This window comes from Bacteroides sp., from assembly GCF_029057325.1.
Taxonomy (GTDB): domain Bacteria; phylum Bacteroidota; class Bacteroidia; order Bacteroidales; family Bacteroidaceae; genus Bacteroides.
On record NZ_JAICZW010000042.1, the window covers coordinates 28642 to 55229 of the forward strand.

A 26588-nucleotide genomic window follows, 5' to 3' on the forward strand; every position below is an offset into this window, starting at 1 on the left:
TTCAAAACAGGCGTGCCCAATGTTGACAGGAAAGGGTATTTTTGATTTTTCCTGAGACAATATGTTTCCGTTAGGGGTATCTTTTGTTATTTTCCCTCCCTTTCCTGATAGGCAGAGGGCAAAACTCCGAACTCTTCCTTGAAATACTTGCTGAAGTATTTGGGATTATTGAAACCCAACTGATAGGCTATTTCCGACACACTCTGCTGGCTCTCGCGCAACAACTGCGCGGCACGCTTCAGGCGGATGACGCGGATGAATTCGATGGGAGTTCTCCCGGTAATCTGCGACAGTTTCTTGTACAGATGCACCCGACTCATCCCCAACGCCCGGCTCAACTCTTCTACCGACAGGTCGCAACGGGAGATGTTCGCCTCCACGTACCTGATGGCGTTCTCCACCAGCTTCTCGTCCATCGAGGTAATCGCCACCTCGCCCGGTTCGGGTTCTATCATCGTCTTCTTCTTGCGCTTCTTGCTCAGGTCTATCAGCTTGCGCATCCGCAGAATCAGTATCTCCACATTGAAAGGCTTGGTCACATAGTCGTCCGCACCGACGGTCAGCCCTTCCACCTTCGCCTCTATCGCTTGCCGTGCCGTGAGCAATATCACTGGAATGTCGCACGTGCGCTTGTCGGCTTTCAGGCAACGGCATAGCTCGTTTCCATCCATTTCGGGCATCATCACATCGCTGACCACGATGTCGGGCATCAGCTCCGGCATCTTCCGCCAGGCTTCCTTGCCATTGTAGGCCGCCTCTATGCGGAAGTAGAGGCGCAGGCTGTCCCTCATAAAGGCGACAAGGTCTTCATTGTCATCCACAATCAGGGCAAGCGGTTTTCCATTGTCTCCGTTCCCTTTTTCCGCATCCGGCAAGGTTTCTGGCAACGCTTCTTTCTCCGCATCCGGCAAAGAGGTTTCGGCAGCGCCCGCCCCTGTCGCAAGCGAGGCCGCTTTAAGAGCGTTCGCCCGCACGTGCTTCACAGGGAGTTCCACCAGAAAGACGCTTCCTCCGCCGGGGTTGTCCACCACACGCACCGTTCCCTCGTGCAGCGTCACGAAGTCGTGCACCAGGCTCAGCCCGATGCCGCTACCCATGGGTTGCTGCTTCAAATCGGCCCGCTCCACCTGATAGAAACGTTCGAAGATACGTTCCTTCTCCTCATCTCCGATGCCGACACCCGTATCCGAAACCTTTATCAGCAACTTCTCGGGAAGCTCTTTCGACATCTCCAACGCCACGTCCACGCGCCCTCCTTCGGGCGTGAATTTGAAGGCATTGGACAGCAGATTCATCACCACCTTGCCAATCTTGTCTTCATCGAACGACATCTCCAGTGACTCCATGGCCGAGAAGAAGGTCAGGCGCACGTGCTTCTTCTCCGAAAGCATCAGGAACGAAGTACAGATGCCGTGCACATACGCCACGATATCGCCTTCGGACAAGGTGAGGTGCAACCCCGCCATCTCGTTCTTACGGAAGTCGAGCAATTGGTTCACCAGGTTCAGCAGCCGTTGCGCATTGCGGTACATCAGCTCCAGCTTGCCGCGCAACTTCTCGTCCGTCACCTCCTTCAGCACGCCTTCCATCGGCGACAGGATAAGCGTGAGTGGAGTGCGCAGTTCGTGGCTGACACTGGTGAAAAAGCGGAACTTCAACTGGTTCAGCTCTTCTTTTTTCTTTGCATCCTCCTCCAGCTGACGCATTCTGAACTTGTTGCGCTCCTTGCGCTGTATCAGGTAGAGCGCAAACAGAATAGCTCCTACTGCCAGCATGGCATAGACGAGGTATGCCCACGGAGTCATCCAGAAGGGAGGCTGCACGACAATCTTCAAGCACGCCTCTTCGGTACCCGCATAGCCGTCGCTGTTGGTCGCCTTCACCTTCAGCCGATAGGTTCCCGGGGCCAGGTTGGTATAAGTGACGCGATGTATGCCGGCAGGGGTGGTCAGCCATCCGTCGTTGAAGCCCTCCAGCTTGTAGTGGTATCGCGTCTTTTCGGGCAGCACGAAGTTGTCTGAAGCAAACAGCACCGTGAACACGTTCTGACTATACGTCAGGACAACCTTCCCGGCCGTGTTCAGCGACTCCTTCAACAGGATATGTCCCGCATACTCATCGCCCACTCTCACCTCTTCGTTGAACAGTTGAAAACCGGTGAACATCACCTTGGGCAACTTCCGGTTGTATCTGATGCCGTCCGGCCTGAAGCGGTTCAAGCCGTAGAGTCCTCCCACCACAAGTTCACCCGTATGCAGGCGCCTCAAGGAACGCTGGTTGAAGTCGCAGCTTTGCAGACCATCCTTGTCGTCGTAGGTATAACAGCGGAACAGGGGTTGCCGTGTCTTCTCGTCCATGGTCAGCACGATATTGGTCAGCCCGCCTCCCGCACTGACCCACATAGTCTTGTTATCATCTTCCGTAATGCCTAGCATCAGCATGCCGGAGAAATCGGGCCGGATGGGTACTTCATACAGTTCATCGCGCTTCGGGTCATACAAGTCCAGGCCTTCGCGCGTACCTATCCACAACAAGCCGCGGCTGTCTTCATATACTTGATGGATGTTTTTGTTCGAAAGTTCCGCCCTCCCCTGCTTAGTGCCCGTGAAGTCCGTAATCTTTCTGGTGGACAAATCCATAAAGGCCAATCCCTTGGAAGTTCCTATAACCAGCCGGTTGTCTCTGCCGATGCAAAGAGAAGAGATGTAGTCCGAGGGTAGGTTTGAGTTTCCGGCAGCATAGGTGGCAAAGGTTCCCGTCTGCGGATTCAGGCATTGCAGCCCCCCGCCCAATGTACCAATCCAGATGTTCCGGTCGGCATCTTCCGCCAATGCCCACACGTTGTCATCGGCCAACGAATTAGCATCGCCCTTGCGGGCCTTGTAACGGACAAACCGATTGCCGTCGTAGCAATTCAGTCCTCCCCAGAAGGTGCCGGCCCACAACTTGCCGCCGCTGTCGCGAAGCAGGCAGACCACCACGTTGCTCGAAATGGAACGGGCTTCCTCCGTATGCCGGAAAGTGGTATATTCGTCCGTCGCGCGGTTCCAGCGAATCAATCCGCAATCATTGGTGCCCAGCCATACGATGTCATCCCCGCCGTCTTCCACGCAGTTCACGTCGCCCACTTCGGCAATGCCGAACTTGAAAGCGCTTTCGTTGTAGAAGGAGACGCCTTTCTTGTAGGTGCCCACCCACATCGTTCCGCCCTCGTCTTCATAGAGGACTGTCACCGTATTGTTGGACAACGTACGGCTGTCACCGGGAGTATTCATCAGGTATGTCTTCTCCGCTGCCGCCGGTTCTATCAGTTCGATGCCGTCCTGGTCTCTGCCTATCCATATACGTCCGTACTTGTCTTGCGCCACAGCCCGCACGACGTTGTAGGTATCTGTCCGGGGAGAACGCTGTTCCCACGTGTCACGAGGCAGATTGTAAATCCACACCCCTGCCACACTGAACGCCCACAACCGTTCGCTATTATCCGCAAACAGACCAAATTCCACATCCTTCATCTCGCCACAATCTCTCGGGATGTCACGATTTATCCAGCAGACTTTCGGCTCCGCCTTATCCATACAGACTATAACACCGTCCTCCAGTATCAGCAGCACCTTTCCGCCACACTCTTTCATATCAGAAGCGACGGCTTCCGTTCCAAGTGCCTCCGAACCTTCCACCGCCACCGCCTTGTCCTTTCCCTCTTCATACCGATAGATGCCTTTGCCCTGAACCACTATCCAAAAGGTGTTCGCGCTGTCAATATAGACCAGCGAAGGGCTTCCGGCGATGCCGACATTCCGCATCCACGCCTCCACGTTGCGGTCGAATGTCTCCGATGCTGCATTGTAAATGGCATATCCGGAAGCCATACGTATCCACAGATTGCCGGAAGCATCTTCCTGGATGCCCTTGATGTAGCTGTCGGGAAGAGACTTCTCGTCATCCTTCCGGTTGCGATAAATCTTTACGTCGTAGCCGTCATAGCGGTTCAGCCCGGAAGCCGTACCAAACCACATAAATCCTTTGGAATCTTTATAGATGGCATTCACCTGATTGTTGGACAGCCCGTCCTTCACCTCCAGATGCTTGAACATATAATTGTGTGAAAATATCGGGAAACATATCACCCAAAGCCATATAAGCAGAAGTCGCACTCTTTTCATACTATCAGATTTTGTTGCAAATGAAAGGAAAAACAGGTAAAGAAACAAGAAAAGGAACAGTTTTAAACAAAGAAACTCCCTTTGGAAAGTAGTTCGGCCTGCCTTATAAAGTTGCACAACCGTGCCCATAAACTTCATCTCGCGTGCGGAGATGTACATCTCAGCAGCTGAGATATACATCCCGGCACGCGAGATGTATATCTCACGCCGCGAGATGAAGTTTTTCTGCTGTGTTTGTCATTTTTCCCCGCCAGAAAAACTATTTTCCCTACCGTTCTTTGCCTTTTCCGCTCAATCTTCTTCCCGATACTCCAATATATCCCCCGGTTGGCAATCCAGCACTTTGCAGATTGCCTCCAGCGTAGAGAAGCGTACAGCTTTGGCCTTGCCGGTCTTCAGGATAGAGAGGTTGGCGGGAGTGATGTCCACTTTCTCCGCCAGCTCGCTCAAAGATATTTTCCGACGAGCCATCATAATGTCAAGGTTTACTACAATCATATCTGTTTCCTCTCTTCGTTAAATGGTCAAGTCTTGTTCCTCCTTCATCTTCACCCCAACGGCAAATATCTCGGTGAAAAGCGCCAACAGCAGATAAGAGGGACGGATATATTTGGGCGAATAGGGCAGCACCGCAAAGTCTGTCAGTTCCACCTGCGAAGCGGCGAGGTGATAGTCCATATAGAAATTGACTTCCATCATCAAGTATAACAGCAACGTGGAATAGACGAAGAAGCGCATCCGCCGCACATTCTCCCGCGTAAAGACTTCCCCACGCAACACCCGCATAATCAACCGGAAGATGCACCAACAACCATACAGAAAGAACAGGCAGACCAGAAGGGTGACAACCGTCTGCACATAGCGCATGGACGAAGGCTTCACGCCTACCCGCACGGAAGAGACAGCGCACTCCACCTTCCGTTCCAATACCTTGTTAAATACAGAATCGCACTCCTGCACAGCAATCGGACGCACACGCAAACCCGCAACAGGGTCGCGGCTTATCATCGCATCGTTGTATCCGGCAGCAAAATCCCACCAACTCAAAAACGTATCTCCCAACCAAAAGAGCACCACCAGCAGTGCCAACAATTTTATCATTCTCATATCGTTACATCCTCCTTTATTAAATGGTTAAGTCTTGTTCTTCCTGCAACTTCAGCCCGATGTTGAAAATCTCTGCACCCAACAGGGCAAAGATACCTGCCACCAGATAGAGCAAAGAGGAAATGCCATTGAATGACGGCCGGTAGTTCTCAAAATCGACCAAAGAACTTATCATCCGATAATCGATATAGGCAAACAGAAAACTGAAAAGCCAAGTAACGGCCAATGCCCACCCCAACCGGCGCAATAGGCGCACATTGTCGAAAACAAAGACCCGGCACTTGCGGACATTTGTCAGGAAACGACGGGCCTGCCTCATCGAATAGACCAAACAAGCAAAAAGCGCTATGCCGCACAAGCATCCCGCCGCCCGTACACCAAACGGCACTTGCCGCACATCCAAAGCCACAAATCCCGTCTCCATCTCTTCATAACGCACGGGCAGCACCTCGCCGGAGCGGATATTGGCCAGCGAGTCCGTATAATGATAACCGGTCTTCGACTCCAGTCTGACAGGGAGCCTGCGCTCTGTCCCTTCAGAACAATTCTGCACTACATAGTCTATGACACGACCACCTTCCACCATAATAAAATACCCATACAATCCGCCAATAAAAAACGAAAGCAGATAACACAACATCTTACTTCTTGATATTCCTTTCATTATCATCGTTACATCCTCCTTCCATTAAATGGTTAAGTCTTGTTCCTCCTGCAACTTCAGCCCGATGGCAAACACCTCCGCCACAATCAGCGCCGTGAGTCCGATGACGAGGATGGTGGTGCTCACCAGGTCGGAAATGGAGAGGTCGTAGTTCTGCAAGACAAGCACTTCGCGCAAGCTGCAAACAGACAGATAGCAGGAAAGCAACGAGCAGCCGAACCCTGCAATCAGCAACAACCCCATACGGCGCAGCCGGCGGACGTTCTGCCAGTTGAAGATGTGCGAACGGTTGACCGCCACTATGAGTTTGAAGAAAAGCACTATCGCCCAAACGATGGCAACAAAAGTCAAGAGTCCCAACACACCGGATGCCGCGGAACTTACCCAACTCCGGTTCGTCCTTACGCTGACTGCCATCGAACTATACATCACGGGCACATACTCCCCGCTCTTCTCGTTATAAATGGAATCGGAAAGCAATTTCATGACTCCCTGATTCAACGAACGGGGTATTAAGCCGATGTATTCCATCCCTTCCAGTTTACGGAAGCTTTCCATCGCCTCCTTATCACTGCTTTCCATTATCTCTTGCGAGGCTTCCACGCCGGCTTTCATTCCCAGCCCCATATAATAAGCGGTCACTGCTACCGAATAGCCTAACACCAGTAGCACAAGTACACAAAGGATGTTCAATCGTCTTTTCATCGTTCTGTTGTCGTTATCGGATTCATATTGTTCAGTTTCTTCAGCGCCACTCCGAGCAGCAGCACGGCAACCACCAAGGCTATCGCATAGGCGGGAGCGCCCATCAAATCGGCTGTCGTATCCACCTCCTTGTAGTTCAGGCTGAGCCAGACGGAGAGGCTGTTGTTCAGGATATGTATCAGGATGCCGGGCACCAGGCTGCCGCTCTTATAATAGAGCCATGCGAAGAGAAAGCCCGAGAAGGAAGCCGCCACCACCTGTGTCGGATTCAAATGGAAGATGCCGAATATCAGTCCCGAAATCAAGATGGCCTTGAACGGCGCATACTGCCGGAGCAACACTTTCGTAATGGCCCCCCGGAACAGCAGTTCTTCCAGCACAGGTCCCAGCACCGCCAGACAGAGAATGCCCAGCCAGCCCGTCTGCAACACGTCGAACGTACTCTCCATCCAATCGGGCAAAAACTTGAGGCACGACATCAACGCATCCACCAAGAAGATGCAACCCGCACCCGCCGCCAAGCTCCATCCCAAATAAGAGGGAGTGAGAGGGTCATAAAGGCGTTTGTCTCCTGTCAGGTAACGCTTCTTCCACAGGTAGAACGTCATGAAGAGAAAACCCAGTAACATGGCAGGCGCCACCACCCATGTCTTCCCCTGACCGTTTTCCAACGTACCCGTTGCCCAATAGGCATATACCGCATACATCGCACCGACCACCAACGCGCCGGCCAATTGCATCAAAAAGTAAATCAATACCAGTTTAATCGAAGTTTTCATCTTTCTTTTTCCTTTCAAGTTCTACAAAGATACCCAGTTTTGTACCTATCTGTCAAGCTCCCGCAATCATTCCTATTAATAGCGTCATCGCTACGGAGAGTGATAATACCAACACTGTAATGCTCATAAATGCTTTTTTCATAACCAAACCTTTTACTAATTATACTTACTTTGAATTGTTCTCTTCACGAATCCCGATAATTATTTATCGTTTTTCGATATGCAAAGAAAGAGTATTCTTCTGAGATGACAAAGAAAAACAGCAATTATTTATCGAAAAACGATAAAAAAGGTGTGTTTTACAATAATAGCGGATAGAAAAAACTAAAATAAGAAGAGACAGAGACAAAAAAGAAAAAAAGAGCCCATTCAGCAGGAAAGCACCGCCCTAATTTCCTTTTCATCCCGGCGGATGCGCGCCACAAGCGCCTCAACCGTATCGAACTTCAGTTCCGGACGCATAAAGCGGACAAAAGATATGCGCATCGGTTGCTGATAAATATCGGCATCGAAATCGAAGATATGAACCTCAATGCTGCGATTGGCACCGTTGTTGAAAGTAGGACGATAGCCGATGCTCAACATGCCACCGTATTCCGTACCGCCTATGGACACACGAACGGCATACACTCCATCGGCAGGAACCAATTTGTCCGGGTCATTGAGATGCAGATTGGCGGTAGGGAACCCAATCTTGCGGCCTACCTGATAGCCGCTCACCACCGTGCCGTTCAGAAAGAAATCATAGCCCAGATACTCCGCCGCCTCCGACACGTTGCCCGCCAACAACAGACGGCGGATGGCAGAAGAGCTGACCGTCCCTTCCGCTCCCGACTCTCTCCCCCCCCTCATATAGGAATATACGCGTGCCAGAAGCACCTCCATGCCCAGCTCCTTGCCGTAGTGCACATAGTCATCGAACCCCTCGCTGCGATTGTGACCGAAGCGGTGATCGTATCCGATGACCAGCGCCGCAATCCGATAGCGTTCTTTCAGTATCGCCATGAATTGCCGTGCCGAAAGCCGTGCCACTTCCTGCGTGAAGTCGAGCATGATGCAACAATCTATCCCCGTTTCCGCCAGCAGCGCCACCTTCTCATCGCGCGTAGTCAGCAAGTCGGGCCGACAATCGGGTTTCATCACCTTGCGCGGATGTATCGGGAAGGTAACGACCGACGAGGCAAGCCCACGCACCGCCGCAACCTCGCGCACCTGCTCTATCAGGTAGCGATGCCCTCGATGTACGCCATCGAAGAAACCGATGGTGGCCACCCTTGAACGGCAAGCGGAAATGTCTGATGTATCGGAAAGGAGAAACACGGGAAGATTTATGATTTATGAACTATCAATTATCAACTGTCAATTAACCAAAGATTTTCCCCCAATCCTCGTGCGCCATCGGAGTATAGGTGGAGATGCCCAGGGTTTCTGCGGTACGGCAATTGGCTTCGGAGTCATCGATGAAAAGCGTTTCTTCCGGAAGAATGCCTGTCTCATCCAGCACCTGCCGGAAGATGTCGGCATCGGGCTTCGCCTTTTTCATCTCGAAAGAGAGGTAGATATGCTCAAAGTAATCTTCTACTCCAAACACCTTGTGGGGGAAGGCGTTCCGGCATGCCCACTGCCAATGGAGCTCATTGGTATTGCTCAGCAGATAGACCACATAGTTCCTGCGCAACTCCAACAACAAATCCAGCTTGAAAGCGGGGATTTCCACCAAGAAGCTGTTCCAGGCTTCATCTATCTGCGCATCGGTCACGGGCTTTCCTATTCTGCTTCGAATCTCATCCCGAAACTCCGCACTGGTTATCAGTCCCTTTTCATACTTCTGGAAGAAGTCCTGCTGATGATAGATGTCCAATACATTCTCTACATCGGTCAGTCCCAGTCTCTTAAAATTCTCAACACAACGCTTGCGGTCCAAGTCTATCAGGACACCGCCAAAATCAATGATAAGATTTTTAATAGTTCCTTTTTCCATCATTTTTCCAATCTCTATTTTTGAGTAATACGCCGGATAAAGCGGAACAATTCGCCTGCCCACAACACAAGGGAAGTGGAAGCAACAATTGTCACCCACGTAGTGAGGTCGAGCGGTTCGGTGCGGAACACGCTACCGCCAAACTGCACAATGAGTACCTGCCCCACAAAGATGGCAAACACAACCAATTCCATTCCGTACGATTTGGAGAGCCCCTTGAACGCCGAGTCCGTAGTGCCGAACACCCGCGCATTGAAGAGGTTCCAGAATTGAAGCATCACGAAGAACGTGAAGAATATCGTCAGGCGGCGAGTCGTCATCCCCCCGTCTGCCTGATTGCACCAGAAGAGCAATCCCATCAGCAACAGCAAGAAAACAAGCCCCATCCCAAAGATGAACATCCCCATCGACGAGGTGATGATGAAGTCCGTACTCTTGCGCGGCTTCTCTTTCATCACGTTTTCATTCGGTGGAATGGAGGCCAGCGCCAATGCAGCGAACGTATCCATTATCAGGTTCACCCACAGCATCTGCGTGACGGTCAGCGGAAGGGTAGTGCCCAGCAGCGATCCCAAGAGCACAATGAGCAGCGCCACAAAGTTGATTGTCAGCTGAAAAAGGATGAAACGTTGAATGTTCTTGTACAGAGAACGGCCCCACATCACTGCCGTGCCTATGCTGCCGAACGAATCGTCCAACAGGGTGATGTCGCTCGCCTCCTTGGCTACGGATGTTCCCGTACCCATCGAGAGTCCCACTTGCGCGTAGTTCAATGCCGGGGCATCGTTGGTTCCATCGCCCGTCACCGCCACCACTTCACCTTTTCGCTGCAACAGCTGCACCAGGCGTTGCTTGTCTGTAGGACGCGCACGCGACATAATCTTCAGCTCCGTCACGCGCTCCAACGCCTCCTCATCCGTCAGTTCGGCGAAGGCGGCTCCCGTAATGCGGTTCTCCTCCGTATCTTCCGGTGTCCACAGGCCTATCTGGCGGGCTATCTCAGTGGCTGTGCCCGATGTATCACCCGTCACAATCTTCACTCCGATACCTGCCGACCGGCACTTTGCAACAGCGGCAGGCACATCCGGACGGATAGGGTCGCTGATGGCCGCCACGCCAAGGAAGGACAAGCCTTCTATCAATTGAGAATGGAGAATGGAGAATGGAGAATTATCCGTCTCCGATCCTTCTTTTTCATCTATTATCTTGAAGGCAAAGCCAAGGGTGCGCATCGCCATGTCCTGATAACCGCGCAACTGCGCCTCTACCGTTGAGCGGTACTCTACGGCATCCACACGCCTGCCATCCAACACCACGTCCTTGCACTTGCCCAGCACGATTTCGGGAGCACCCTTCACGTACAATATCTTTTTCCTCAACAGGGAAGACTGCACCAGTGTGGCCATGAACTTGCGTTCTGTGGAGAAGGTCAGCTGGTCGATGACCACAGCATCTTCACGCAACGACAAGTAGTCCTGTCCTTGCGCATTCAGCCAAAGCAGCAAAGCCACTTCCGTGGGATTGCCCACCCCTTTCAGCCGCTCGCCGGAAACTCCTTCTTCCAAGAAAGCGGTGGAATTGGCGCTGATACCCTCCATCACCAGCTTGCTGACATCATCGTCGCCCAACTTACCGCCGCCCTTCAGCGCATAGAAATCGGCCTTATGGACTTGCATGCGGTTCTGAGTCAGCGTCCCCGTCTTGTCCGTACAAATCACCGTGATGGCACCCATCGTCTCGCAAGCGTGCATCTTGCGCACCAGGTTGTTGGTAGAAAGCATGCGACGCATATTCAGAGCCAGGCTGAGCGTCACGCTCATCGGCAGCCCTTCGGGAACAGCAACCACAATCAGGGTGACCGCCATCATAAAATACTCCAGCGTAGCCCGCAAGGCAGGCAGCCAATCACGGAAAGTATGAAAAGAGGAGAAATCATACACCAACACCACATCCTTCACAAAGAAGATGAGGAATGCCAATCCGGCTACGGAGAAGCCTATTTTACCTATCAGATTGGCAAGTTTGGTAAGCTGAATGTTCAGGGGAGTGGGTTCCGCATGATGCTCGGTGCTTTGTCGTGCCACTTTTCCTATCTCCGTGGCATCTCCTACGGCCTCCACGCGCATCGTCCCGTGTCCGTCCACAACCGTCGTGCCACGCAGTATGCGATTGGAAGCATACGTTGCCTCTTCATCAAAATCGGCCTCCACCACCGTCTTGGCCACAATCGGCTCGCCGGTCAGATTCGATTCGTTCACTTGCAGGGAGACGGCTTCCAGCAGTTCGCCATCGGCCGGAACCTCCTCACCGGTCTCCAGCATCACGATGTCACCCACCACCACCTCCTTGCGGGGAATCTCCTGTATGCGGCCGTTGCGGAGCACTTTCACCAGCGTCTCTTCGTTCACTGCATTCAGCAGGTCGAATTTCCGACCCGCATCATATTCGAAGAAAAAACCGATGCCCGTAGCCAGCAGGATGGCAGCTATGATGCCGATGGTCTCGGCATATTCATCTTCTACAATGGAAATAATCAGTGAAAACAAAGCAGCTACCAACAGCACCCTCACCACAGGGTCTTCAAATTTCTCCAGATACAATTTCCACAAAGAAGGCCGTTCGGGAGGCGTCAGCAGATTGACCCCATGCGCGGCGCGGCTCTTCCGCACCTCTTTATCGGTCAGCCCGATAGGGGTATGATTATCCTTTGTTGCAGTCATCAAGCTCTTTTAAATTTGGATTAGGGAACGCAAAAGTACAATAATAATTCTGTAAAGACATCATATAACCCTGAATTTATATAATCATTCAAATTAGCTTCCGTCTTTTCACAATCCAACATATTCTGATGGAAAATTGTTTTGCTTTTTTCTAACCGGCACAAAGAATGTAAAGCATTTTCCTTCTCCCTCTCACATCCGGCACGTCTTGGTGAAAAAACAGCCTTCTCCACCTTTCTTCCGGCCTGTCTCTGGTCTGCCCCCTACCAGGGCCTATTCGGCTTCGGACGTTCTTCGGACAAACTCCACTCCCTAGGACCGAAGAATGTCCGAAGAACGTCCGAAGAAACACCGAAGAAACTATGGAGCAGAAAAGGACCTGACAAGACGCGGACCGGAAGAACAAAGGATGGGGAAGAGTTCGCGAAGGGAACGATTCGTGTAAACATTTACGACTTTCAAATCACGGTTCCTACACCAGAAGGAGTTGGCGCCAACTTATATACCTATCCTCCCTAAAGAACTACCGTCACATTTTCGTCTGAAGCGCCGAACAAAAGCACAAGTTCATCTGTTCTTATAGAAGAATAAACCTAAAAAAAGGAGGAAATTATGGAAAAGTACATTTGCACCGTTTGCGGCTACGTTTACGACCCCGAGTTGGGTGACCCTGAGCATGGAATAGAACCGGGAACGCCCTTTGAAGACGTTCCCGATGATTGGGTTTGCCCCCTGTGCGGAGTAGGCAAAGATGAATTTGAGAAAGCGTCTTAAGGCGCTTTCTTCTCTTTTATATCGCTGCTGACTTCCACCACGTTCACCACGTAGTCGCCCAGCTTCTCGCATTCTGCAATGATATCCATGTAATAGACACCCATCTGGTAATCATATTCCTTGTTGTTCACATCCAAGATATTCTGATTCTTCAGCTGGTTGCGATAGTTGTTTATCTCGTTTTCGATATTGAACGACTTATTGACATCAATGTTCTGATGTTCGGGGCGCTCCACTACCTTAATCATCTGTGCCAACGCACTATCCGTCAGCTTCATCATGAAGTGGATATGGCCATATTGCTTTTCCGTGAATTCCTGATCGGTCTGACGGCGGCGGTTGATGGTACGTGCCAAGTTGTAGCAGCTGTCACCGATGCTCTCTATCTCCGTCACTTCACGAAGCATGGCACGTATCTGCAACTTACTTTCTGAACTCAAACGCCCTTCGGATACTTGGTTCAGATAGTTGGCAATCTCCAGTTCCATACTGTCGCTGATATTCTCATATTTCTCGATGCGGCTGAACAGCTTGTTGAAATCATCATCTTTCTCTGTATGAAGCAAGTCCTGCACCATGCCAAACATGCGATGCGTGCGTTCGGCAAAGAGGTGAATCTCCTTGCGTGCCTCCAGGATGGAGAGTTCGGCCGTAGAGAGCAAGCCTCTGGAGATGAAGCGCAAACGGTACTCTTCATCCACCTCCTTCAACGGAAGCAGTACGCAGACAATTCGTTCGATGGCCTTCACAAACCAGATAAGCAGCAACACATTGAACACGTTGAACGCCGTATGAAAAGCGGAAAGCTCGAATGCCACTTGCGAAGCGGGGTCGCCTCCCTGATGCATCACATCATTCACAAACCACGACACGCAACGGATGAAAGGATGGAAAATAATCAGCACCACCACCACGCCGAACACATTGAACAGCAAGTGAGCCAACGCCGCCCGTCGTGCCTGCGTATTACCCGTCAGAGCCGCCAAGTTGGCAGTAATTGTCGTACCGATATTCTGTCCCATAGCAAGCGCGGCACCCAGCTCAAAGCTAATCCAGCCGTTGGCACACATGATAAGCGTGATGGCCATCGTTGCCGCCGAAGCCTGCACAATCATCGTGAGCACCGCACCCACCAACACAAATATGATGATGGAGAGGAAGCCCAAATCGGTCCATTCTTGCACAAAAGCCAGCATTTCGGGATTCTGCCCCAAATCGGGCGAATAGCGTTGCAGATAGGAAAGTCCCATGAAAAGGAAAGAGAAGCCGAAGATAAATTCACCGATAGACTTGCGTGAACTTTTTTGTGAGAAGAGGAGCGGAACGCCGATAGCCAGAAGGGGAAGCGCAAAGGAGGCGATATCGACCTTGAACCCGAAAACCGAAATGAGCCAGGCAGTAACCGTGGTACCCACATTGGCACCCATAATCACGCCAATAGACTGGGAAAGTGTAAGTAAACCTGCATTAACGAAACTTACCACCATCACTGTGGTTGCCGAAGAGGATTGAATCAGAGCGGTAATCAAAATTCCGGTCAATACGCCGGTCACCCGATTCGTGGTCATTGCCGTCAGAATGGTTCTCAATCTGTCACCGGCAAACTTCTGTAGTCCCTCGCTCATAATCTTCATACCATACAGGAACAAAGCCAACGAGCCTAACAGCTTTAAAAGATCATAAAAAGAATATTCCATCTTTAATTATTTAAGGTGTTTCATTCTTTCGTATGTTATAATGCCTATATTTAACGTATTAAACTTTTAAAAGCAGAGCATTATGGAACATACGGTACAAATTTGTTGCAAAAATAACAATATTTTCCAAAAATTCCCTATCGGAAGCACACTTTTGGATATTTATTCCGGTTTTCATCCGGAACTCCCCGGCCGGGTGGTCAGCGCCAAGGTAAACAACCGTTCCGAGGGACTGAACTTCCGCGTATATAACAACAAAGACGTGGAATTCCTCACCATACGCGACTCTTCGGGGATGCGAACCTACGTCCGTTCGCTCTGCTTCATACTCTACAAGGCCGTCAGCGAACTGTTTCCCAACGGCAAACTATACGTGGAGCATCCCGTTTCCAAAGGTTACTTCTGCAACCTGCGCATCGGCCGCCCCATCGAACTGGAAGATGTCATCACCATCAAGAAACGGATGCAGGAAATCATCGCCGAAGACATACCCTACCACCGCATGGAGTGCCAAACCTCCGAAGCGGTGCGCATCTTCAGCGAACGGGGAATGGACGACAAAGTGAAACTGCTGGAAACTTCCGGCTCCCTCTATACCTATTATTATACTTTGGGAGACACCATTGACTATTATTACGGTAACCTCCTGCCAAGCACCGGCCATATCTGGCTGTTCGACATCGTGAAATACTACGACGGCCTGCTGCTGCGCATCCCCAACAAAGAGAATCCGAATGTACTGGAAGAGGTGGTGAAACAAGAGAAGATGCTTGACGTATTCAAAGAGCACTTGCGCTGGAACTACATCATGGGGCTGAACAACGCCGGCGACTTCAACCTGGCCTGTGAAAAGGGACATGCCACCGATCTCATCAACGTGGCCGAAGCCCTGCAAGAAAAGAAGATAGCACAGATTGCCGATGAAATATACCGACGCAACCAGAACGAAAACGGCGTCAAGCTGGTGCTTATCTCCGGTCCCTCGTCTTCCGGCAAGACCACCTTCAGCAAACGTCTCAGCGTGCAACTGATGGCCAACGGTCTGCGCCCCTACCCCATCTCACTGGACGACTACTTCGTAAACCGTGAAGACACGCCCCTTGACGAAAACGGTCATTACGACTACGAATCTCTCTATGCCCTCGATCTCAACCTGTTCAACACCCAGCTACAAGCATTGCTCCGAGGAGAGGAGGTGGAACTGCCCCGCTTCAACTTCACCACCGGTAAAAAAGAGTACAGAGGCGAAAAACTGCGCATCGACAATCATACCGTGCTCATTTTGGAAGGCATCCACGCCTTGAATCCCGAACTGACCCCACAGATTCCGGCGGAAAACAAGTACAAAATCTACGTATCTGCCCTGACCACCATCTCGCTGGACGACCACAACTGGATTCCCACAACCGACAACCGCTTGCTGCGCCGCATCATCCGCGACTACAACTACCGTGGCTATTCGGCAGAAGAAACCATCTCACGCTGGCCCAGCGTGCGGGCGGGCGAAGACAAATGGATATTCCCCTACCAGGAAAACGCCGATGTCATGTTCAACTCCGCCCTGCTGTTCGAGTTTGCCGTCTTGCGCAGCCACGCAGAACCCATCTTGAACAGCGTCCCCCGCAACTGTCCGGAATATGCAGAGGCCTACCGATTGTTGAAATTCATCAAATACTTTATTCCTGTACAGGACAAAGAGATTCCGCCAACCTCTTTGCTGAGAGAATTTTTAGGCGGCAGCAGTTTTAAGTATTGAATGAATTATCAATTGCCGATTATCAATTGTCAATTATTTATTCTACCTTTGCGAACGAATCAAACAATTCAACGTATGAAAAGAATCATTTCAATACTTCTGTTGGCCACCTTATGTATTTGCGGCCAAATCCATGCACAAAGCCGTGCAGACGAACTTATGAAGCAAGCACAAGAAAGCCTTGCGAAGAAGGAGTATATCAAAGCACGCTACCTTTTCTTACAGGCTTACAATGCTTTCGCAACCCGGAATAGTTATGACAAAGCAGTAGAGTGCGGCATCCATGCCAGTGCCCTCTATCACCGGGAAAACTATTATAAAGAGGCCTTCGAGCTGCTACGCAGTGCCGAACAGGTGGTGACTACCGGCGAGCAGAAGACCGAAAAGGCCATGCCCGAACTGCATTTCCGTATCAGTAAAGAACGCTTGCAGATGTACATCAACCTGAAAAATCCGGCACGAGCCAAAGAGCAACTGGCACGTCTGGAAGAGACAGCCAAAGCTTCACGCAACGACTCCTTGAACAACGACCTTCTCTATACACAAGCCAACTACTACTACACCTTCGGTTTGAACGCACAAGGGGATGCCGCCATCAACCGCCTGATAGGGCAATACAAAGAGCTGAAAAACTATGCCAAGATAGACGAATGCTACAAGACGCTTATCGGTATAGCCCGCAAAGCCAACAATGCCGGACTGGTGGCACGCACCTACGACAAGTACATCCTTTGGACCGACTCCGTAAAAGCGCTCACCGCACAAGATGAGCTGAATGTACTGAAAAGAAAGTACGACGAGAGCCTGGCCACCATTCAGGAGAAAGACGACTCGCTGAGTGCCAAACAATACATCATCATCGGGCTATGCGCACTGGCCGCCATCCTCGCTGCCGTACTGATATTCGGTGCCATCGTATTGCTGCGCTTCATCGTGCTCACCCGCAAGCAGAAGAAAGCCATCTGCATCGCCAACGAACACAACGAGCTGAAGACCAAGTTCATTCAGAACATTTCCGCCCAAATGGAGCCGACACTGAACACACTCGATGCTTCGCTGCCGGGAGTAAAGGCGCTGCACATCTTTGCCAACCACATCCAAGAGTTGTCTGAACTGGAGAGCACGCTATCCGAACCTTACGAAATGCAGGAAAAGAACATCTCCAACTTCTGCGAGAGCATCATGGACAAGATTAAGGGAAAGACTCAGGAAGATGTCTCCCTCGCCGTCAACGCTCCCAAACTGAATGTGAAAATCAACCCCGAACAACTGGAACGTGTATTGCTGCACCTGCTGACGAACGCCGCCGAATACACGCCTGCCGGCGGTAAAATATGGCTCGACTTCAAGAAACGCGGTGCACATACCCACCAGTTCATCGTCAGCGACACCGGCTGCGGCATTCCCGAAGAGCAACGTGAAAACATCTTCAAGCCCTTCACCGAAGTGAAAGACCTGACCCAAGGCGACGGCCTCGGCCTGCCCATCTGCTCGCTGATAGCCACCAAGATGAACGGCTCGCTGACCTTGGATGGCAGCTACACCAAAGGCGCACGCTTCGTGCTGGAGCTGCACGCATAAGACATTGAGAATACAAATATCAAAGAAAAGAAGACCGCAGATTCTCTCTGATTGATTTACAAAAAAGAAAGAATCTGCGGTCTTCTATTTACTCCTGTGTCATCCGTGTGCCATGATGAGTTCTTGACACACCTCCACAAAAGCTCCTCTTTTTATCGTTCTCGTCTCATCCGATATCCATAAGTCACTATCACTACAAAACAGAACAACGGCAATATGAACGACAGATTAACCGCGGGCATGCCAAACAGCGTTTTACAATCGATGATAGATGCCTGAAGCGGAGGCAATATCGAACCTCCTAAAATGGCCATGATAAGTCCTGCCGCACCAAACTTGGCATCGTCGCCCATGCCTTTCAATGCTATACCATAAATTGTAGGGAACATCAACGACATACACACGGACACTCCCACCAGACAATACATGCCCCAGATATTCTGAAGAAGGACAACACCTGTCGTAAGCAGGATTGCAGCAAACGAAAGCACCATCAGCAACATTCCGGGCTTTACGAAACGAAGCATGAAGGTACAGACAAAACGGCTGATGCAGAACATCACCATTGCCACGATATTATACTTCTGAGACAGAACCTCGGCTGCCTGTTCCTCCATCCCCTGCGACATGAACAGATGAGTGCCGTACTGTATGATAAACGTCCAGCACATGATCTGTGCGCCCACATAAAAGAACTGTGCGACGACCCCATATTTATAGCTGCTTCGCGAGAAGATGCGCTTCAATGTAGGGATAAAATCAATGGAATGCGACTGGTCGGCATTTCTGGGCATCTTCGACATTCGGATGACTACAAACATCGCTATTATCACCAGCCCTATCACAAGATAAGGCGCTATAAGCACAGACAAATCGGATTCCTTGACAGCTTCGAACTCTGCCGGGCTCAGCAATGCCCTCTCGGCAGTATCCATAGGATGCAACTTATTTTGGATGAAGTTCATCGCCACATACATACCCATCAGCGAGCCAATAGGATTGAATGCCTGCGCAAGGTTAAGGCGACGTGTCGCCGTCTCTTCCGTCCCCATAGAAAGGATATAAGGGTTGCAACTGGTCTCAAGGAAAGACAGTCCGCATGTCATAACAAAGTATGCCAAGAGGAAAGGATAATAGTCTCCCGTAAGTTTTGCCGGGAAAAAGGCCAATGCACCCAAAGCATATAATCCCAGACCCAACAACACCCCTGCCTTATAGGTATATTTCCGGATAAACATGGCAGCAGGAAAAGCCATGGCAAAATATCCGCCATAAAAAGCCACTTGTATCAAAGCACCGTCGGTCACGCTCATTCTGAAGATTTTGGAAAAGGCCTTTACCATTGGATTGGTAATATCGTTCGCAAATCCCCATAGGGCAAAACACATTGTAACCAATATGAAAGGGTACAAATAGCTGACCCCGTCTTTACTAATAATGGATTGTTTCATGAATAATTTTAAGGTTAATAAATTAAGACGAAAGGAATCAGGTTTCAATACAGATAGAACATCCTTTCCATCGGCTGCCATTTTTCGGAAGAGGTGCTTCCCGGTTCAGAACACTGGAATATGGACATATAATCTTCCCACTCTTGTTGGCGGGGCAATCCGGCAAGTTTCTCCATGGCAGTGTCCCAGTCAAAATCCAAAGGAGTTTCCACAATCATGAAAAGCCTTGTTCCCAGGAGGTATATTTCCATTTCCAGTATGCCTACACGGCGTATGCCCTCAAGCACTTCAGGCCATACCTTTTCCTTGTTGTGACGCAACTTGTACTCGGCTATCAGTTCCGGATTATCCCTTAAATCCATTGTCCTACAATATCTCTTCACATTGCAGCCGTGATTTTTTACTGCATATCCTTTGTTTTCCATCCGTTATAATTTTAATGTTTCACATTCATTTATATCTGGTCTGAACCAGGATGTTGCCAATTGCCGTAGCTTCGACAGGACCGGCTTCCACCTCAAGGCCTGTTGCCAATGCCGTCAACCGATTGAGATATTTATTCTGCGAACCTCCTCCTATGATATGAAGCCTTTCGACCGGTCGAGGCAGCAACTTGTCAAGTCCCTCTATGCCTTTCCTGTATCTCTCTGCCAACGACATCAAAACACATTTCACAAATTCTCCCTGTGTCTGTGGAACCTGCTGTCCGCTTTCCTTACAATAGGCACTTATAGCCTCCGCCATATTGAGAGGACTGGTGAAGGAGCTATTGTCAACATCCACCACAGATGAGATGTCGGCTTCTTCCGCAGCAGGAATCAGCACGTCATATTCCGTACATCGACCCTCTTCCGCCCATTCCGACATAAGTTTCTGAAGAATCCATAGTCCTGTGATATTCTGGAGGAAGCATATTTTTCCATCCACACCGCCTTCGTTTGTAAAGCCGTTGATTCTGGCTTCTTCCGAAAGAATCGGCTCATCGGTCACCACTCCGAGCAAAGACCATGTACCTGAACTCAAAAAGGCCGTAACCTTCCCGTCCTCTTTAACCGGCACCCCATATACGGCACTTGCCGTGTCATGCGACGCCACTGCCACTACCTTCACATCATAGTCTAGTCCGAGTTCTTCCCTTATCTCCGGTTTCAGAACTCCTCTTTCCTGTCCGGGCATTACGATGTCGCAGAAAAGATGTTCGGGCAGTCCGAGTTCCCTGATCAGCCCATAATTCCACGCACGGGCCTTGATATCCATCAGCTCGGAGGTGGAGGCTATGCTGTATTCATTGTTGGCGACACCGGTCAGGAAGTAACTGAACAAATCCGGCATGAACAACAGTTTGTCGGCCACAGCAAGCAACGGGTTGTTTTCCTCCTTCATGGCATAGAGCTGGAACAAGGTGTTTATGGACATCACCTGTGTCCCGCTTACCGAATAATGCTCGCTCCGGTCAATCAAGCTGAAGACTTTCTCAGGCATGCCGTCAGTGCGGCTGTCACGGTAGCAGACCGGGTTTCCAATCAGGTTCCCGTTCTTGTCAATCAATCCGAAATCCACGCCCCACGTATCAATGCCGATGCTGTTTATCTTATACCCTTTTTCAACAGCCATCCGTATTCCACTCTTCATGTCTTCAAAAAGAGAAAGGAAATCCCAATAGAGATGCCCCCCCATCCTGACCTGCCTGTTCTGAAAACGATATATCGTATCCAAGCAGAGTTCACCATCGGAGGTGTAGCCGGCAATCACCCGCCCGCTACCTCCTCCGAAGTCTATAGCTAAAGTCGCTTCTTTCATTTCGTTTTCTTTCCAAGAACGTAGGTTTCCAAATCGTCTATCTCAGCATTTGTCAGCGTTTCATATTTTCCACCTGTCAATAAGATGATTCTACACGCCATTTCAAAGAACATGGCTCTTTCGAAAGCCTCATCAAAGTTTTTGCCGCAAACCACCTGCCCATGCTTTCTGAGAAGAACAGAATTATGCTCTTTCATGGCAGCTATCACAGCGTCCGCAAGTTCTTTCGATCCGGGTCGGTAATAGGGCACCACCGGTATGGAAGAGCCTACATGGCAGGGCACTTCTGCCGTAACATTATAGTCATTCGGCAACTCCTTCATGCAAGCCACCGCCGTTGCGTATGGCGACTGGAAGTGCAGAACCACGTTTACGTCCGGTCTTTCCCTCAACACTCCAAGATGAAAACCGTTTTCCATGGTCGGCTTTACCCCATTAAGCACTTCGCCAGTCTCCAGTTTGCATACCGCCACCTTTTCTTTAGACAGCGAAGGCACCCATGAGCCTGTTCCCGACAAAAGTACCTCATCGCCTACTCTCCAGGAAATGTTACCGCTACTGCATATTGTCAAACCTGCATCACCTACACGGTGAGCTTCTGAAATGAATTTCTCTATTTGTTCGTTCGTTATCATAATACTTTCTTATATAAATCCAAAATAATTTCTTCTGTCACTTCACGTGGGTTACCGGGAGTACATACATCTGCGTATGCCGCCTTGGCAAGACGGGGAAGATCTTCTGCCTTCACACCCAACTCTGAGAGATGCTGAGGAATTCCCACACGCACGGCAAGCTCCTTAACAGCCTTTACCGCCGCATCGGCTGCCTCTTCCTTGCTCATGCCTGCCGAATACACATTCATTGCCTTAGCGATGTCCACATACTTATCAAGCGCTGCTGAAGCATTGAATTCCATGATTGTAGGCAAAAGTAATGCGTTGGCCACACCGTGAGGTATATCAAAGATTGCACCCAACGGATGTGCCATTCCGTGTACCACTCCCAAGCCTACATTTGAAAATGCCATACCGGCTATATATTGCGCCACCGCCATTCCGTTACGAGCATCTGCATTGTCCGGTTCATTTACGGCAGTTTCAAGATAGCGGGCTATCATCTCGATGGCCTTGATTTCGAACATGTCACTCATCTCCCACGCGCCTTTGGTTATCAAGCCTTCTACGGCATGAGTAAGGGCATCAAGACCCGTAGCGGCAGTCAGGCTTTTGGGAAGAGTGTACATCAATTCGGCATCCACTATCGCGATGGCAGGAATATCGTTAGGATCGACACAAACCATCTTTTTATGGTTTTCCTCATCGGTTATCACATAGTTGATTGTGACCTCGGCTGCTGTTCCGGCCGTAGTCGGAAGAGCGATTATGGGCACTGACTTCTTCTTTGTATCAGCCACTCCTTCGAGTGATACGACATCGGAGAATTCGGGGTTATTGGTTATGATGCCTATAGCCTTGGCCGTATCCATGGATGAGCCACCACCAATGGCAATAATGAAATCCGCTCCGGAAGCCGCGTATGCCGAAAGGCCCGCCTTCACATTTGAAACGGTAGGGTTCTGTTTGATTTCGCTGAACACTTCGTATGGGATATTCGCATCGCGCAATACGGACAACACCTTATCGGCTACACCGAACTTTATCAAGTCCTTGTCTGTGGCAACAAAGGCTTTTTTAAGCCCAAGGCGTGATATTTCTTTGGGAAGCACTTCTCTGGCTCCCGGACCGAAGTAAGAAACTTCGTTCAAAATGAATCTGTTTATCATAACAATCAGATTTTATGAAGTTACGAACAGGCAGTAAAAAGATCCACTACCTGTTCATAATCTCCCCAATTAACTATAACATAAATAATCAGTAATAATCTACTCGCTTTTACTTATAGATAGGTCCATAATTCTGGCAAGCTCTATAGTCGGCCCCTTCCTTATCCATACCGAATGCATTCCATGCTGCCGGACGGAAAATTTTATCTTCGTCCACATTGTGCATACATACGGGGATGCGAAGCATGGAAGCCAATGTAATCAAATCCTGACCGATGTGGCCATAGCTGATTGCTCCGTGGTTTGCGCCCCAGTTGTTCATTACCGAATATACATCCTTGAATGCCGGTTTATCGCACAAACGCGGTACGAACCATGTCGTAGGCCATGTACGGTCAGTGCGTTCGTCAAGAAGCTTATGTATTTCGGGGTCTATTTCCACCGTCCAGCCTTCTGCAATCTGAAGCACGGGACCAAGGCCTTTCACCAGGTTCAAACGGCTCATCGTGACAGGCATACCACCTTTTGAGAGGAAGTTTGAAGAGAAACCGCCGCCACGGAAATAATCTCTGTTGGCAGGATACCATGTCGTAGCTTCCAGACATTTCTCCACTTCCGCATCTGTAATTTCCCAAGCCGGCTTCATGACAGGATTTCCTTCGGCATCAGTCTGCTGGCCTGTACCGTCAAGCGTAGTGGCACCTGAGTTGATAAGGTGTATGATACCGTTCTCTGCCAATCCGGTAAGTTCTTTTCCCGTTACACGCTTTACGGCTTCAGGGCTCCAGTATGTACGTACATCCGAGAAGATCTGCGCACGGTTTGTCAACAGATGTCCGAAGAGCATGGCCACCCCGTTGCAGGCGTCATTCTCTGTCGCTACCACAAATGCCTCACGGATGCCGTTCCAGTCAAACGATGTATTAAGCAGCGCTTCCGAATAGTCACCGTTCGGATAGAAGTCTGTCCACTGACGCTGGCCTTGGAATCCGGCCGCAATCGCATTATGTCCGAGCGCCTCTTCCTTGAATCCCATCTCCTTGAGTTTGGGATTACCGGTCATCAGGTCGCGCATGATGATTGTCATCTTAACGATAAATTCCCAATCGGCATCCTTTTCTTCACGCGTCTTTTTCTTTGCATCAGTATTGAAATCATGACCTTCGTTCTTCTTGCAATACTTCTCTGTCCATGCCATAGCCTTGGCATATTCTTCCTGGTCATAGATGCCTTCGGTCATACGGCGGATTATTTCTGTAAGGTCAACCGATTCATTGCGCATTCCAAGATACTCTTGGAAGAAATCGGGATTTACGATAGACCCCGCAATGCCCATCGACACACTGCCCATAGAAAGATATGACTTGCCGCGCATGGTGGCCACAGCCTGTGCCGCACGTGCGAAACGGAGTATTTTCTCAGCCACATCAGCCGGAATTGTGTTGTCCTCAAGATCCTGCACATCACGTCCATAGATGCCAAAAGCAGGCAAGCCCTTCTGTGCGTGTCCGGCAAGCACAGCTGCCAGATAGACAGCTCCCGGTCTTTCGGTTCCGTTAAATCCCCAGACAGCCTTCGGATAATAAGGGTTCATATCCATCGTCTCAGCTCCATAGCACCAGCAAGAGGTAACCGTAATAGTAGCGCCTACCCCTTCACGTTCAAACTTTTCCGCACAAGCAGCACTTTCAGCCACACGCCCTATCGTAGAATCGGCAATCACACATTCAACCGGGCTTCCGTCTCCATTCTTCAAGTTAGAAGAAATGAGTTCAGCCACGGCTTTGGCAAGGTTCATAGTCTTTTCTTCAAGGCTCTCGCGGACACCACCCTGACGTCCGTCGATTGTGGGACGAATCCCGATTTTCGGATAATTTTTCATTGTTTCGACAATTTATAGAATTGGTATTTGATATTTTTACTCACATATTCCGGCATAGGAAAGCTATGCTGAACTATGCAGACTTCTCTGTAAACAAAAGTATAACAACATCCGGATAAGGCTGAAATCATACCGAACTTCGCAAATGCACCTCCGTGTGGAGATAAGTCTGAACGGCTTCGCCCGTAAGTATAAATTTTGCAGCCAGCCTCCCCATTTCATCCCAATTTACACTCAAAGCAGTGATTCCGTCGTCTATCACCTCGTATGCGGGCGTATCATTGTATGCAATAATACCAAAATCGCGTCCGCACTTCATGCCTTTTTCCCTACTTCGTTTTATGATGTTCACAACATCCGTCTGCCGTATAACGATATAAGCCACCTCTTTCTCCACATCTGTAATGTCCTCAAGCTCTGAAATTTCAGAAATGAAATCATTATCACGACAATACTGCCTGAAACTATCTGCCGACACGCGGGGATGCTTGGAATCGACCGGCAGCTGGAATATAATCTTACGATATTTCTTCAGCCTCCCGGTCAGTTGCACAAGGACATTATAAAATTCATCATCAAAATTCTGGCATATATAAGAATAATTCTCTTTCTCAAACCTTCCGAAGTCGAGCAACAACAGACGCGAAGGGTTGATCTTATGGAACAAAGGAGAGAATCTCGCATTATCAAAGTTCATCACCACATAATAATTATAGCGGCCTATGGCTTCGTGCAATATCGTATTGAAAATATGCTCATTGTATTGATGAAACCACAAATCCACTTTATACGACGTGGATAGTCTGCGTACGAAACTGTTATACAATGTATTCTTAAAAGGCGAATACTCGTCAAGCAGCAGAAATATCTTTTCCTGACGGTTTTTCACATAATACCCCTTGCCTGGAGTAGAATCAATAAGCTTCCGCTCGCGCAAATCGGAAAACGCCTTAAAGACAGTATCGCGCGACACGTTATAAGCCTTACTGAGAGAATTGATAGAAGGCAGACCGGTATCTGTCTTGTACTTCCCCATCATGATATCCTGTTCGATGATATCCGACAGCTGTTTTACTTTTGTGGACTGCTGTCCGAAGTTCACTTTATCTCTCATTACTCAGGCTGTTATCTGTGCTGAACTGTTCTGATGCAAAGGAATGAAATTTGTGTCTCACAGCAAAAGAATATTATATGTTTAAAAACATCCGGAGGCGTTTTTTATCCAAACGGCAAAGTCTTGTCCCAACCTGTTGATGGAACTAAATCGACCAGAAAACAACTTCTGCAATTTTCCCTATATTCCCCGGTTTGACAGACACTTGCGTCTGTCGTCTCAAACACTTGTGTCTGTCAGCTTGAACACAAGTGTTTGTCACGTTGAACACAAGTGTCTGTCAGCCCATTTTTCAGCCACTGATAATCAGTATATTATAAAACTTTGAGCAGCAAGCCTGCGAATTAACTCCGCTGATGCGGCAGCCACAACTTTTGCATCACGCTTTTTGCATTTAAAAGAGTTAGAAAAGTTTAAACCGATACTTCTGCAACCACATATATGCACAAGAGCATCGGCTTTTAGTTCCTCTAAAAGGAAATGGAAATCACAAATATTTACACAAAAAATCTCCCTCCCACAAATTCCATTATCCTCTGTTCCTCCTGCCCGCATCTTATCAGGTCCTTTTCTGCTCCGTACTTTCTTCGGTGTTTCTTCGGACGTTCTTCGGACATTCTTCGGT

20 protein-coding genes are annotated in these 26588 nt (G+C 49.6%); 3 read left to right on the forward strand and 17 right to left on the reverse strand.

Annotation, left to right across the window (positions count from 1 at the left end):
* Positions 1–86: 86 nt before the first annotated feature.
* From K2G43_RS02700 to K2G43_RS02740, 9 genes are all read right to left on the reverse strand, one after another.
* On the reverse strand, positions 87–4166 hold the full coding sequence (locus K2G43_RS02700; protein WP_300152908.1) for a two-component regulator propeller domain-containing protein: 4080 nt from the start codon (positions 4164–4166) through the stop codon (positions 87–89).
* A 291-nt stretch (positions 4167–4457) separates the two neighbouring features.
* A complete protein-coding gene (locus K2G43_RS02705) occupies positions 4458–4664 on the reverse strand; it encodes a helix-turn-helix transcriptional regulator (RefSeq protein WP_297642953.1) in 207 nt (68 codons plus the stop codon).
* A gap of 18 nt (positions 4665–4682) precedes the next feature.
* Positions 4683–5273 carry a DUF2975 domain-containing protein gene (locus K2G43_RS02710; protein ID WP_300152909.1) on the reverse strand — a complete coding sequence of 197 codons (591 nt, stop codon included), beginning with the start codon at positions 5271–5273 and terminating at the stop codon, positions 4683–4685.
* A gap of 19 nt (positions 5274–5292) precedes the next feature.
* Positions 5293–5913 (reverse strand): DUF2975 domain-containing protein, encoded by a 621-nt coding sequence (locus K2G43_RS02715; RefSeq protein ID WP_297642951.1) that lies wholly within the window; start codon positions 5911–5913, stop codon positions 5293–5295.
* A 48-nt stretch (positions 5914–5961) separates the two neighbouring features.
* On the reverse strand, positions 5962–6642 hold the full coding sequence (locus K2G43_RS02720) for a DUF2975 domain-containing protein (RefSeq protein WP_300152910.1): 681 nt from the start codon (positions 6640–6642) through the stop codon (positions 5962–5964).
* Positions 6639–7421 (reverse strand): type II CAAX endopeptidase family protein, encoded by a 783-nt coding sequence (locus tag K2G43_RS02725; protein WP_300152911.1) that lies wholly within the window; start codon positions 7419–7421, stop codon positions 6639–6641. The genes K2G43_RS02720 and K2G43_RS02725 overlap by 4 nt, the downstream gene beginning before the upstream one ends.
* A gap of 369 nt (positions 7422–7790) precedes the next feature.
* On the reverse strand, positions 7791–8741 hold the full coding sequence (locus tag K2G43_RS02730) for a bifunctional riboflavin kinase/FAD synthetase (RefSeq protein ID WP_300152912.1): 951 nt from the start codon (positions 8739–8741) through the stop codon (positions 7791–7793).
* A 43-nt stretch (positions 8742–8784) separates the two neighbouring features.
* Complete coding sequence (locus K2G43_RS02735) at positions 8785–9402, reverse strand: HAD family phosphatase (RefSeq protein ID WP_297642314.1); 618 nt, start codon at positions 9400–9402, stop codon at positions 8785–8787.
* 14 nt (positions 9403–9416) lie between these two features.
* A complete protein-coding gene (locus K2G43_RS02740; protein WP_300152913.1) occupies positions 9417–12122 on the reverse strand; it encodes a calcium-translocating P-type ATPase, PMCA-type in 2706 nt (901 codons plus the stop codon).
* Between the two features lie 612 nt (positions 12123–12734).
* Between K2G43_RS02740 and rd the strand changes: the two genes are divergently transcribed.
* The gene (rd, locus tag K2G43_RS02745) at positions 12735–12896 is read left to right on the forward strand and encodes a rubredoxin (RefSeq protein ID WP_297642308.1); all 162 of its coding nucleotides are present in this window, start codon (positions 12735–12737) and stop codon (positions 12894–12896) included.
* Here rd and K2G43_RS02750 read toward each other — a convergent pair.
* Positions 12893–14593 (reverse strand): Na/Pi cotransporter family protein, encoded by a 1701-nt coding sequence (locus K2G43_RS02750; RefSeq protein ID WP_297642307.1) that lies wholly within the window; start codon positions 14591–14593, stop codon positions 12893–12895. The two genes, rd and K2G43_RS02750, sit on opposite strands and share 4 nt — an antisense overlap.
* An 82-nt stretch (positions 14594–14675) precedes the next feature.
* Here K2G43_RS02750 and K2G43_RS02755 point away from each other — a divergent pair, with 82 nt between their 5' ends.
* The gene (locus K2G43_RS02755; RefSeq protein WP_300152914.1) at positions 14676–16349 is read left to right on the forward strand and encodes a nucleoside kinase; all 1674 of its coding nucleotides are present in this window, start codon (positions 14676–14678) and stop codon (positions 16347–16349) included.
* 75 nt (positions 16350–16424) lie between these two features.
* Positions 16425–17930: a HAMP domain-containing sensor histidine kinase gene (locus tag K2G43_RS02760; RefSeq protein WP_297642305.1), complete on the forward strand. Its 1506-nt coding sequence runs from the start codon at positions 16425–16427 to the stop codon at positions 17928–17930.
* Positions 17931–18082: 152 nt separating this feature from the next.
* Here K2G43_RS02760 and fucP read toward each other — a convergent pair whose 3' ends face one another.
* From fucP to K2G43_RS02795, 7 genes are all read right to left on the reverse strand, one after another.
* Complete coding sequence (fucP, locus tag K2G43_RS02765) at positions 18083–19381, reverse strand: L-fucose:H+ symporter permease (protein ID WP_300152915.1); 1299 nt, start codon at positions 19379–19381, stop codon at positions 18083–18085.
* Between the two features lie 44 nt (positions 19382–19425).
* A complete protein-coding gene (locus tag K2G43_RS02770) occupies positions 19426–19806 on the reverse strand; it encodes an L-rhamnose mutarotase (RefSeq protein WP_297642303.1) in 381 nt (126 codons plus the stop codon).
* 25 nt (positions 19807–19831) lie between these two features.
* Positions 19832–21181, reverse strand: coding sequence for a rhamnulokinase family protein (locus K2G43_RS02775; protein WP_300152916.1), 1350 nt, complete (start codon positions 21179–21181; stop codon positions 19832–19834).
* Positions 21178–21816, reverse strand: coding sequence for a class II aldolase/adducin family protein (locus K2G43_RS02780; RefSeq protein ID WP_297642301.1), 639 nt, complete (start codon positions 21814–21816; stop codon positions 21178–21180). Before K2G43_RS02780 ends, K2G43_RS02775 begins: the two co-directional genes overlap by 4 nt.
* On the reverse strand, positions 21813–22967 hold the full coding sequence (gene fucO / locus K2G43_RS02785) for a lactaldehyde reductase (protein ID WP_297642300.1): 1155 nt from the start codon (positions 22965–22967) through the stop codon (positions 21813–21815). The genes K2G43_RS02780 and fucO overlap by 4 nt, the downstream gene beginning before the upstream one ends.
* Before the next feature lie 109 nt (positions 22968–23076).
* Complete coding sequence (fucI, locus tag K2G43_RS02790) at positions 23077–24849, reverse strand: L-fucose isomerase (RefSeq protein WP_297642299.1); 1773 nt, start codon at positions 24847–24849, stop codon at positions 23077–23079.
* A 127-nt stretch (positions 24850–24976) separates the two neighbouring features.
* A complete protein-coding gene (locus tag K2G43_RS02795) occupies positions 24977–25963 on the reverse strand; it encodes a GntR family transcriptional regulator (protein WP_300152917.1) in 987 nt (328 codons plus the stop codon).
* Between the last annotated feature and the right edge of the window lie 625 nt (positions 25964–26588).

Bases quoted from the DNA above. Each gene is read 5' to 3' on its own strand.
- K2G43_RS02700 (WP_300152908.1), bottom strand. From the start codon at position 4,166: ATGAAAAGAGTGCGACTTCTGCTTATATGGCTTTGGGTGATATGTTTC.
- K2G43_RS02705 (WP_297642953.1), bottom strand. From the start codon at position 4,664: ATGATTGTAGTAAACCTTGACATTATGATGGCTCGTCGGAAAATATCT.
- K2G43_RS02710 (WP_300152909.1), bottom strand. From the start codon at position 5,273: ATGAGAATGATAAAATTGTTGGCACTGCTGGTGGTGCTCTTTTGGTTG.
- K2G43_RS02715 (WP_297642951.1), bottom strand. From the start codon at position 5,913: ATGTTGTGTTATCTGCTTTCGTTTTTTATTGGCGGATTGTATGGGTAT.
- K2G43_RS02720 (WP_300152910.1), bottom strand. From the start codon at position 6,642: ATGAAAAGACGATTGAACATCCTTTGTGTACTTGTGCTACTGGTGTTA.
- K2G43_RS02725 (WP_300152911.1), bottom strand. From the start codon at position 7,421: ATGAAAACTTCGATTAAACTGGTATTGATTTACTTTTTGATGCAATTG.
- K2G43_RS02735 (WP_297642314.1), bottom strand. From the start codon at position 9,402: ATGGAAAAAGGAACTATTAAAAATCTTATCATTGATTTTGGCGGTGTC.
- K2G43_RS02740 (WP_300152913.1), bottom strand. From the start codon at position 12,122: ATGACTGCAACAAAGGATAATCATACCCCTATCGGGCTGACCGATAAA.
- rd (WP_297642308.1), top strand. From the start codon at position 12,735: ATGGAAAAGTACATTTGCACCGTTTGCGGCTACGTTTACGACCCCGAG.
- K2G43_RS02750 (WP_297642307.1), bottom strand. From the start codon at position 14,593: ATGGAATATTCTTTTTATGATCTTTTAAAGCTGTTAGGCTCGTTGGCT.
- K2G43_RS02755 (WP_300152914.1), top strand. From the start codon at position 14,676: ATGGAACATACGGTACAAATTTGTTGCAAAAATAACAATATTTTCCAA.
- K2G43_RS02760 (WP_297642305.1), top strand. From the start codon at position 16,425: ATGAAAAGAATCATTTCAATACTTCTGTTGGCCACCTTATGTATTTGC.
- fucP (WP_300152915.1), bottom strand. From the start codon at position 19,381: ATGAAACAATCCATTATTAGTAAAGACGGGGTCAGCTATTTGTACCCT.
- K2G43_RS02770 (WP_297642303.1), bottom strand. From the start codon at position 19,806: ATGGAAAACAAAGGATATGCAGTAAAAAATCACGGCTGCAATGTGAAG.
- K2G43_RS02775 (WP_300152916.1), bottom strand. From the start codon at position 21,181: ATGAAAGAAGCGACTTTAGCTATAGACTTCGGAGGAGGTAGCGGGCGG.
- K2G43_RS02780 (WP_297642301.1), bottom strand. From the start codon at position 21,816: ATGATAACGAACGAACAAATAGAGAAATTCATTTCAGAAGCTCACCGT.
- fucO (WP_297642300.1), bottom strand. From the start codon at position 22,967: ATGATAAACAGATTCATTTTGAACGAAGTTTCTTACTTCGGTCCGGGA.
- fucI (WP_297642299.1), bottom strand. From the start codon at position 24,849: ATGAAAAATTATCCGAAAATCGGGATTCGTCCCACAATCGACGGACGT.
- K2G43_RS02795 (WP_300152917.1), bottom strand. From the start codon at position 25,963: ATGAGAGATAAAGTGAACTTCGGACAGCAGTCCACAAAAGTAAAACAG.